The organism is Fusobacterium sp., assembly GCF_032477075.1.
GTDB lineage: Bacteria > Fusobacteriota > Fusobacteriia > Fusobacteriales > Fusobacteriaceae > Fusobacterium_A.
The window spans coordinates 1-9,351 of sequence record NZ_JAWDXO010000058.1; the positions used below are offsets into that span (position 1 = coordinate 1).

At 27.7% G+C, this 9,351-nt stretch carries 12 protein-coding genes; 8 read left to right on the plus strand and 4 right to left on the minus strand.

The features are described from left to right. Nucleotides 1-73: 73 nt before the first annotated feature. Complete coding sequence (locus E6771_RS15250; protein WP_316092198.1) at nucleotides 74-256, plus strand: hypothetical protein; 183 nt, start codon at nucleotides 74-76, stop codon at nucleotides 254-256. Between the two features lie 134 nt (nucleotides 257-390). Here E6771_RS15250 and E6771_RS15255 read toward each other — a convergent pair whose 3' ends face one another. From E6771_RS15255 to E6771_RS15270, 4 genes are read right to left on the minus strand one after another with little or no spacing between them, the layout of a single operon-like run. After that, nucleotides 391-1,026 carry a hypothetical protein gene (locus tag E6771_RS15255; protein WP_316092199.1) on the minus strand — a complete coding sequence of 212 codons (636 nt, stop codon included), beginning with the start codon at nucleotides 1,024-1,026 and terminating at the stop codon, nucleotides 391-393. Beyond that, complete coding sequence (locus tag E6771_RS15260) at nucleotides 1,019-1,555, minus strand: IbrB-like domain-containing protein (protein WP_316092200.1); 537 nt, start codon at nucleotides 1,553-1,555, stop codon at nucleotides 1,019-1,021. The genes E6771_RS15255 and E6771_RS15260 overlap by 8 nt, the downstream gene beginning before the upstream one ends. Then, complete coding sequence (locus tag E6771_RS15265) at nucleotides 1,552-2,679, minus strand: phosphoadenosine phosphosulfate reductase family protein (protein WP_316092201.1); 1,128 nt, start codon at nucleotides 2,677-2,679, stop codon at nucleotides 1,552-1,554. The genes E6771_RS15260 and E6771_RS15265 overlap by 4 nt, the downstream gene beginning before the upstream one ends. Next, the gene (locus E6771_RS15270) at nucleotides 2,654-3,541 is read right to left on the minus strand and encodes a hypothetical protein (protein WP_316092202.1); all 888 of its coding nucleotides are present in this window, start codon (nucleotides 3,539-3,541) and stop codon (nucleotides 2,654-2,656) included. The genes E6771_RS15265 and E6771_RS15270 overlap by 26 nt, the downstream gene beginning before the upstream one ends. 689 nt (nucleotides 3,542-4,230) lie before the next feature. On the opposite strand from E6771_RS15270, the gene E6771_RS15275 reads away from it, so the two are divergent. From E6771_RS15275 to deoC, 7 genes are all read left to right on the plus strand, one after another. Beyond that, nucleotides 4,231-4,671 carry an Lrp/AsnC family transcriptional regulator gene (locus E6771_RS15275; RefSeq protein ID WP_316092203.1) on the plus strand — a complete coding sequence of 147 codons (441 nt, stop codon included), beginning with the start codon at nucleotides 4,231-4,233 and terminating at the stop codon, nucleotides 4,669-4,671. Between the two features lie 11 nt (nucleotides 4,672-4,682). Then, nucleotides 4,683-5,303: a LysE family transporter gene (locus tag E6771_RS15280; protein ID WP_316092204.1), complete on the plus strand. Its 621-nt coding sequence runs from the start codon at nucleotides 4,683-4,685 to the stop codon at nucleotides 5,301-5,303. A 129-nt stretch (nucleotides 5,304-5,432) separates the two neighbouring features. Next, entirely contained in the window at nucleotides 5,433-6,206 is a 774-nt protein-coding gene (udp, locus tag E6771_RS15285) for a uridine phosphorylase (protein ID WP_316092205.1), read from the plus strand. 11 nt (nucleotides 6,207-6,217) lie between these two features. Next, on the plus strand, nucleotides 6,218-6,616 hold the full coding sequence (gene cdd, locus E6771_RS15290; RefSeq protein WP_316092206.1) for a cytidine deaminase: 399 nt from the start codon (nucleotides 6,218-6,220) through the stop codon (nucleotides 6,614-6,616). Between the two features lie 10 nt (nucleotides 6,617-6,626). Next, entirely contained in the window at nucleotides 6,627-7,337 is a 711-nt protein-coding gene (deoD, locus tag E6771_RS15295; protein WP_316092207.1) for a purine-nucleoside phosphorylase, read from the plus strand. A gap of 19 nt (nucleotides 7,338-7,356) precedes the next feature. Beyond that, nucleotides 7,357-8,547: a phosphopentomutase gene (locus E6771_RS15300; protein WP_316092208.1), complete on the plus strand. Its 1,191-nt coding sequence runs from the start codon at nucleotides 7,357-7,359 to the stop codon at nucleotides 8,545-8,547. Nucleotides 8,548-8,561: 14 nt separating this feature from the next. Further along, entirely contained in the window at nucleotides 8,562-9,209 is a 648-nt protein-coding gene (deoC, locus tag E6771_RS15305; protein WP_316092209.1) for a deoxyribose-phosphate aldolase, read from the plus strand. Nucleotides 9,210-9,351: the final 142 nt, after the last annotated feature.

The window sequence follows — 9,351 nt, forward strand, 5'->3', positions numbered from 1 at the left end:
GAACTGGAAGCAGATATGAGGAAACAGGAAGAAATAATAAGTATATTTGAAGCTATAAAGTAAGAGTGATACTATGAAAAAAGGTGAGAAAGAGTTGGAGAAGACTTATAGATTATTTGGGTGTCGCTTTATTGAAGAGGATTTTAAATATATAAACAGAAAATTAAAAAAGATGAAGAAAAAAGAAGATATGTCAAATAGTATAATACTTTTAGAATTATTTAAAATGTATGATAAAGAAAATAAAGATAAGTAAAGAATTAAATACATTAATGATTTAAAAAATTAAGAAAGAGATTGATCAGAAAGTTAAGTGAAATTTTAGAAATTAAAAAAATTCTAAAATTATTATACTTTTCTTATAAATCAATCTCTTTTTATAGTTAAATATTACTTGTTTGTTCTTTTAGAGATATTTTCTAAAAGAACAGATAATCTCTTATGATTTAATTCAATTCCCACAAAATTTTTATTATTAAGATAAGAATTGAAACCAACAAGACCTCTTCCCATACACATATCTCCTATACACTCATATTGAAGATTTTTACAAATAAATTCTATTATTTTTTCTTCATCCATACCATCTAATTTTAAATTAAGCCTTTTTTCACTTCCCTGAACTATATAACATAGATTCTTACCATTGTTATAATAAGTACTATTATAAAATGTTACATATTTATATAACTTTTTCATTTCTTTTATAAAATCAGCAAGATATTCTTTTCCAATTTCAAGGAAACATAACTTTGCTTTTATCTCACTTATTCTTTTAAAAAGTATTTTATAAAATTCTTCATAACTTTGTACTTTAGGAATTAATCTGGCTTTCATATAAAAAGTATTTAGATTTCTTAAATTCCATGGAGGATCAATAAATAATATATCAGCTTTTTTCATAAAATCTGGAAGTTCATTAGTAAGATCATATACCATAATGATATTTTTATCAATATTATAAGGAACAGCAGACTGTATTGGATGGCTTAGATAAGAACCTCCATATTCCCATTTTTCATTCATCATTAACCTCCATCATTTCCCAGCTTTTTGAATAAACCTTGTTTTTAAAAATTTCTGCAATACCTGTTATTTGTTTTAATCTGAAGACTTCTTCTTCTTCCATTCCTAAAGATTGAGCTATTTCTTCATCTTCAAGACCTTTTTCATATAGTTCTCTTACTAATTCTCCCATAAGTTCAACTTGATGAACACCTCTAGCTCGATTGAATTGTACTGTTGCAGCCATTCTTTTTTCTATATTATGTTCTAATACAATTATTGGAATTTCTTTAGCTTTGAAATATTTTTTAAAAATTTCATATCGATGAAAACCATCAACTATTATATACTTATCTCTATTTTGATCATAAATAGTAATTACAGCAAAACAAAAGCCATTATCTAAGATAGATCTTTCTAATAATTCCATATTATTAATTGCAACTTTATTAGGATTATATTTATTTGGCTCAACTTTATCTATAGGAACTATAATAGGAGTCATAACAGGTAATGCTATATTTCCTTTTTTTGTCTTTATATATCTCATAATATTGTTCTCCATTTTTTAAGTTTTTCTAATCTGGGATCTTTTCTATTGTCCACAGGTAAATTATTCTCGTAGTCATTTAGTACAAGCTGCTTACACTGCTGTCTTGCAACATATTCATTTTCTAGATGCTTCTGAAATCTTTTTTGAAATATCAATTTTTTATTTTCAATTGGATATGTTTCTAATAAAAAGTTTCTATATTCTATCCAAGAATCATAGTTTTTAGGTAGTTTTGTACATCTCAGCATTTTGCTGTCTTTTCCATAAATATTTCCGATGCTTATTCCAGCTATTCTTTTAAGAAGTTTATCATAAGTTTTAGGCTCAAATTCAGGAAGATCAACTAATGCTTTAAAACTTTTTTCATGTATCAATGAAGACACTCTTATTTCTCTCAGTCCTGTTCCTTTTTTATATTGGTAGTCATATATTTTAGAGTATTTTAATTTTTCGTCATAAATATATTTCCAAACATCATGAAAATTCCAGTCATATATAGGATAAAAAGAAAAATTATCATATTTCAATTTTGTTCCCCAATAAATAGAAGTTCTATTTATATTTACAGGATTTTTCATTACTGCTCCCCATCTGTTAGGACTTTCTGTTGCTCTTAAACCAACTAAAAAAATGGTGTCTTTTTTTAATTTTTGAAAATTTTCTATTACATCATAAAATCCAAAACCTTTATTTTTATCTCTGATAGTTTCAGTTTCTATATCCCATGGTTTATTTTGAATAGAATTTTTTTCTTTAGGTCTCATCCATAGGTATGATTTATTTTTTTCCCAGCATTTAAGCTGACCTTCTACAATACTTGTGGCATTAGTAAGATTAAATTCTATTTGAAGCCAGTAATTGATAGTGTTTTCTGGAAAAAGATTCATTAAATATTTTATTTGTTTTATTGTACTACTATATACCACTTCTTCATCTAAAAAAAATAAGCCTACTTTTCTATTTCTTTTAGCAGCTTCTTTTAAAGTGAGATGTGCGAGGACAGTACTGTCTTTTCCTCCAGAAATAGAAACACAAATATTTTGAAAATTATCAAAAAGGAAGCTTATTCTTTCCTTTGAAACCTCAAGAACATTTTTATTGGAATACATCTGCTTTATCATAAATTATTTCACACTTATCCTTCCATTCTGTATAGCTTTTTATATAGAATTTATCAATTGGTAAACTTGTTGAAAGAAATTGGAATTCCTTTATATTTTTCATAGTTTTTAAAAAATCATTGAAATTTAATCTTCTATAATGAAAGTCTACAACAAGTACTTCTGATTCTTCTGATATTAGATTTATATTATTGTAAGAAACAACATTTTTAAGTCTGAATCTATTATTTCTTGCAACAGAAATTTGTTCTTTTATATATTCTTTTTTAAAATCTCCTGTCAAAAGATGCAAATTTCGTGGGAGTGTATCAGGATCCTGGTCTCCAAGAAGTTTGAATAATAGGTTCTTCTCCCTTTCGTATCTTTCCCTCATAAATTTTGTTGTTCTTATAGTATGTATTTTCATTGGGATTGTTCTTTTAATCATTTTTATATCTTCAATTTTTAAATAATTAAAATCAAATCCTTTCCCCTTATATTTTCCTTTATTCTCAAAATTTAAAAGTATCATAAAGTCTTCATAGTTTTCTATCATAGGGAAATATTCAAAGATTATTTTATGAGAGGTTTGATTTAAGTAATGGTGGGCACAATTATATATCAGTTTATTTCTATTGCTTGTTCTCATACATTCATCTATTATAATTAAAGAATTCTCATTTATTTCTTCCAATAATCTATAAAAATATTTATATTTTTCAATATCAGAATATTCAATATATTCAATATTTGCATTTCTGATGTCATAATTAATATGAAATTTTTTAAAAAAGAAACAATAAATTTTATCAATACAGTTATCATTAAGATAACTTATAATCTCCTGCTCTTTTTGTTTTTTATTTAATCCAATTCTAATCATTTAACATTGCACCCCCTAAATAACAGCTTTATATTCTGTTATTTTTAGTTTGAAATTTTTTAAGATAATAAGAAAATCAAACTAGTTATTTTTCAATTTCATGTTTCTAAAGAAGTTTATTGAACTATACAATTTGAATTTTAACATTTTTTTGAAATTTTATATACCTAAAAAATTGTATTCTATAATCCACAATATGCGAAACTATCTCTAACGCGTTTAATTTAGTTTATATATATTTTTTAAAACAGTTTAATTATTTAAATATATAGAGTTCATTAATTTTGAATAAAAAATATTTAATTTTATATTATGGCAAATAAAAAACAGAAAATACTATGTGATAAAATATTTTTAATATTTGTAACAAAATTGACACAAATATTTGGTATTATTAAGGCATATAAATCTTTCCCCAAGATATTTTATATATAGATATGAAAAAACGGCATGACAATTAAGTCAATTGCCGTTTTTTTCATTTAAGGAAAAAATAATATTTAAATATATAAATAGGATTATCTATACTTGAAAATTTTAAGGAAAATAGATATTTCTAGATTATATACTTTTAAATAATAAAAATAAACTATAAATTACCTTAATTATTATCGAATTTTATTGGAAATATTTACATTGATGAAGTTCAATGCTAAAATATATTTAAAATTTTTAGAGGTGAGATAATTATGGATGAAATTGATAGAAATATTTTGAAAGAATTAAAAAAAAATGGGAGAATGTCCATATCTGAAATCAGTAAAAAGGTATATCTTTCTGTACCTGCTGTTGCTGAAAGAATAAGAAAAATGGAACAGGGAGAGATTATTGAAAAATATACAATCAAAATTAATCAGAAAAAGATTGGTTATAATTTATTAGCATTTGTGCTGATTAATATTGATGTAACAGAAAATATTGAAAATTTTAAATTGAAGATTATCCAAGAATCATGTGTATTAGAATGTTATCATATTGCGGGACCTAATGATTATTTGCTGAAGGTTTTAGTTCGTGATACTGAAGAACTTGAAAATTTTTTGTCAAACATACTGAAAAAAATTAATGGAGTAGTTACTTCTAATACAATAATATCTTTATCAACATTAAAAGAAGAAATAAATTTATGAGAGGGATAATTATGATATTTAAAGGTTTTAAGTTTGGAATGATATTGCAGTTAGCAATTGGTCCAATGTGTATTTTTATTTTTCAGACTAGTATTGCACATGGTTTTTGGATGGGAGAAATGGGAGTTGTTGGAACAGCAGTGATTGACAGTTTAGAAATTATCTTAGCAATAATAGGAATTGGAGTTATTCTTAAATGTAATAAGAAAGCAGAAAAGTTTTTGAAAATATTTGGTGTGGTAATTTTATTTCTTTATGGAATGAACTCAATATTAAGTGTATTTAATATTTATTTTTTACCCAATATAGGGATAAGCAGTTTTAAAAATTCTGGAAATATTTTTGTAAAAGCTGTTATTTTAGCTTTGTCTGATCCACTGACAATCGTATTTTGGGCAGGTATTTTTTCAATAAAAATTACAGAAGAAAAATTTTGTAAAAAAGATTTGCAGTTATTTGCTTTTGGCTGTATTTTAGCTACTTTATTCTTTTTAAGTTTGATTTCTTTTATTGGAAGTTTTACAAAACAGATAATTCCTTTATTTTTTATAAATATAATAAATTTTTTTGTTGGATTGCTTATGTTTTATTTTGCATATAAACATATTAAAACACCAACTGATAATAAATAGTTTAAAATTTATATGATAAATAGAAAGAGAATCATTCGACAATCCATCTATATTTGTGGTATATTAAACATATGGAGAATGTAATTTTATGAAAATATTTAAAATATAGCAGATATTGGAGGGATAAAAATGAAGTATGCAGAAGAAGGAGTTCAATATCATATAGGAATAAAGAAGGGTGATGTGGGAAAATATGTAATACTCCCTGGAGATCCAAAACGTTGTGAAAAGATAGCAAAGTATTTTGAAGATGCAAAACTTGTAGCAGATAATAGAGAATATATAACATATACAGGATATCTTGATGGAGTAAAAGTAAGTGTTACATCTACAGGTATAGGAGGTCCGTCAGCAGCTATTGCTTTGGAGGAACTTGTAAAATCAGGAGCAGATACATTTTTACGTGTAGGAACATGTGGAGGAATGCAGACTGAAATTATGGGAGGAGATATAGTAATTGCTACTGGAGCAATAAGAATGGAAGGAACCAGCAGAGAATATGCTCCAATAGAATTTCCAGCGGTTGCAGATATAGAAATAGTAAATGCTTTTATTCAAGGAGCAAAAGATTTAGGAGAAAAGTATCATACAGGTATAGTTCAATGTAAAGATTCTTTCTATGGACAACATGAACCTGAAACGAAACCAGTAAGTTATGAATTAATGAATAAATGGGAAGCATGGATACGTCTTGGATGTAAAGCTTCTGAAATGGAATCAGCAGCACTTTTTGTAGTAGGAGATTATTTAAGAGTTCGTGTAGGATCAGCATTTTTAGTGGTGGCTAATCAGGAAAGAGAAAAAATTGGACTTGAAAATCCAGTTGTACATGATACAGATGCAGCAATAAGAGTGGCTATAGAAGCTATACGTAATCTTATAAAAACAGATATACTATATTAAAGGAGAAAGATGTGGAAAAATATAGAGATATATTAGATAGAGCTTTTTCAGCTATGGACAATGCCTATGCTCCTTATTCTAATTATTATGTAGGAGCTTGTGTAAAAACGAAAGATGGAAGATATTTTATAGGCGCTAATGTGGAAAATGCATCTTATGGATTGACTAATTGTGCAGAAAGAAATGCAATATTTCAGGCATATTCACAGGGATATAGAAAAGAAGATATAGAAGTTATTGCAATTGTAAGTAAAGGAAAAACCCTTGCAACACCATGTGGTGCATGCAGGCAGGTATTAGTAGAACTTTTAAATAAAAAAACACCTATTGTCTTGTCAAATAATGAAAAAGAGATGATAACAAACATAGAAGAGCTTTTACCAATGTCATTTACAAGTGATGATTTATAAGGAGGGAATTATGTCTACACCACACAATCAAGCAAAACTAGGAGAAATAGCAAAAAATGTTCTTATGCCAGGAGACCCTCTAAGAGCTAAATTTATATCAGATACATTTTTAACAAATGTAAAACAAGTCAATTCTGTAAGAAATATGCTTGCTTTTACAGGAGAATATAAAGGAAAGGAAATAACTGTTATGGCTTCTGGAATGGGAATGCCATCTATTGGAATATATTCATATGAACTGTACACAGTGTATGGAGTTGAAAATATAATTCGTGTAGGATCAGCAGGATCTTATGTAGAAAAGTTGAATATATATGATGTAGTGCTTGTAGAGAGTGCATGGAGTGAATCAAGTTTTGCTCATACACAGAGTGGATTTGAAGGAGATAGAATTCTGCCGAGTGCTGAATTGAATAAAAAAATATTAAAAACAGCAGAAAGATTAAAAGTAAAAGTACAGTTGGATAAGATACACTCAAGTGATGTTTTTTACAGAGAGAGTAATGTAGATGGATATAAAGAACTCTATGCTAAATATGGATGTACTTGTGTAGAAATGGAAAGTTTTGCGTTATTCCATAATGCAGCAGTTTTAGGAAAAAATGCTGCATGTCTTTTGACGATATCAGATTCTTTTGTAACTAAGCAGGAGACTACACCAGAAGAAAGACAGTCATCTTTTGTAAATATGATGAAAATAGCTCTTGAGACATTCTGCTGATTCAGTGGAGGGAATATCTATGAAAAAATATAAGAGAATATTTACCATAGTTATAGATTCATTAGGAATAGGAGCTATGGGTGATGCGGAAAAATATGGAGATACAGGTGCAGATACATTAGGGCACATAGCTGCTTCAGTAGAAAAGTTCAATATACCTAATCTTCAGAAATTAGGCCTTGCCAATCTTCATCCAATGTCAAATGTAAAAGCAATAGATAATCCTTTAGCTTATTATGGGGAACTCAAAGAGACTAGTATAGGAAAAGATACTATGACTGGGCATTGGGAAATGATGGGATTAAATATAAGAATCCCATTTAAAACTTTTACAGAAACTGGATTTCCAAAAGAATTGATTAATGAACTGGAAAAGAGGTTTGAACGCAAAATTGTTGGAAATAAATCAGCCAGTGGAACAGAGATATTAGAAGAATATGGAGAGCATGAAATAGCTACTGGAGATGTAATAGTATATACTAGTGCTGATTCAGTTCTACAGATATGTGGAAATGAAGAAACTATGGGACTTGAAACTCTGTACAGATTTTGTGAAATAGCAAGAGAACTTACTATGAGAGATGAATGGAAAGTGGGAAGAGTAATAGCCAGACCATATATTGGTATGAAAAAAGGAGAATTTAAACGTACAAGCAATCGTCATGACTATGCTTTAAAGCCATTTGGAAAAACAGCTTTAGATATATTGAAAGCAGGAGGTTTTGATGTAATATCTGTTGGAAAAATCAGAGATATCTTTGATGGTGAAGGAATAACAGAAACATATAAATCAAAAAGTTCTGTACATGGTATGGAACAGACTTTAGAACTTTTAGATAAAGACTTTACTGGATTATGTTTTGTAAATTTAGTTGATTTTGATGCTTTATGGGGTCATAGAAGAAATCCTAAAGGATATGCAGAAGAATTAGAAAAATTTGATATAAATTTAGGAAAATTATTAGAAAAACTTCGAGACAATGACCTTTTAATAATAACTGCTGATCATGGAAATGACCCTACATTTAAAGGAACAGATCATACTAGAGAGAAAGTTCCATTTATAGCATATTCGCCATCTATGAAAAAGGCAGGAGTTTTACCCATAGCAGATACATTTGCTGTAATAGGCGCCACTATTGCTGATAATTTTGATATAGTAATGCCTGAAAATACAATAGGAAGATCTGTACTGGATAAATTAAAGTAATCAGAGGAGAAAAAATGACTAAAAAAGATATATTGAAAATAGTGGATCATACTCTTTTAGCTCAAACTTCTATATGGGAGGAGATAAAGGAAATACTTGATGATGGAATAAAATTTGAAACAGCTTCAGCTTGTATACCTCCATCATTTGTAAAAAGAGCTAAGGAATATGTAAGGGAGTCTCTTTCTATATGTACTGTAATAGGGTTTCCAAATGGTTACAATACAATAGATGTAAAAGTCTTTGAAACAGAAGAAGCAATAAGAAATGGTGCTGATGAAATAGATATGGTAATCAATATTGGAAATTTGAAAGAGAAAAAATATGATAGTATTTTAAATGAGATAAAAAGTATACATAAAGCTTGCAATGGAAAATTATTAAAAGTAATTATTGAAACTTGTCTTCTTACTGAGGAAGAAAAAATAAAAATGTGTGAAATAGTTACTGAATCAGGAGCTGAATATATCAAAACTTCTACAGGATTTTCTATCTCTGGAGCTACATTGGAAGATGTTTCTCTTATGAAAAAGTATGTAGGAAAGAATGTAAAAATAAAGGCAGCTGGAGGAATAAGTTCTTTTGAAGATGCTGAAAAATTTATAGAAGCTGGAGCAAACAGACTTGGAACAAGCAGACTGATAAAAATAATGAAATCTTAATAGTAAAAACAGCAGCTGGAAAATTTTTCCAACTGCTGTTTTTTTAAAATCTAAGTTTATATCCTATGGATATCATATTATCAGAAATTTTTGATCTCTCAACTGAAACATCATATGATATATTTACAGATGTACTTTCACT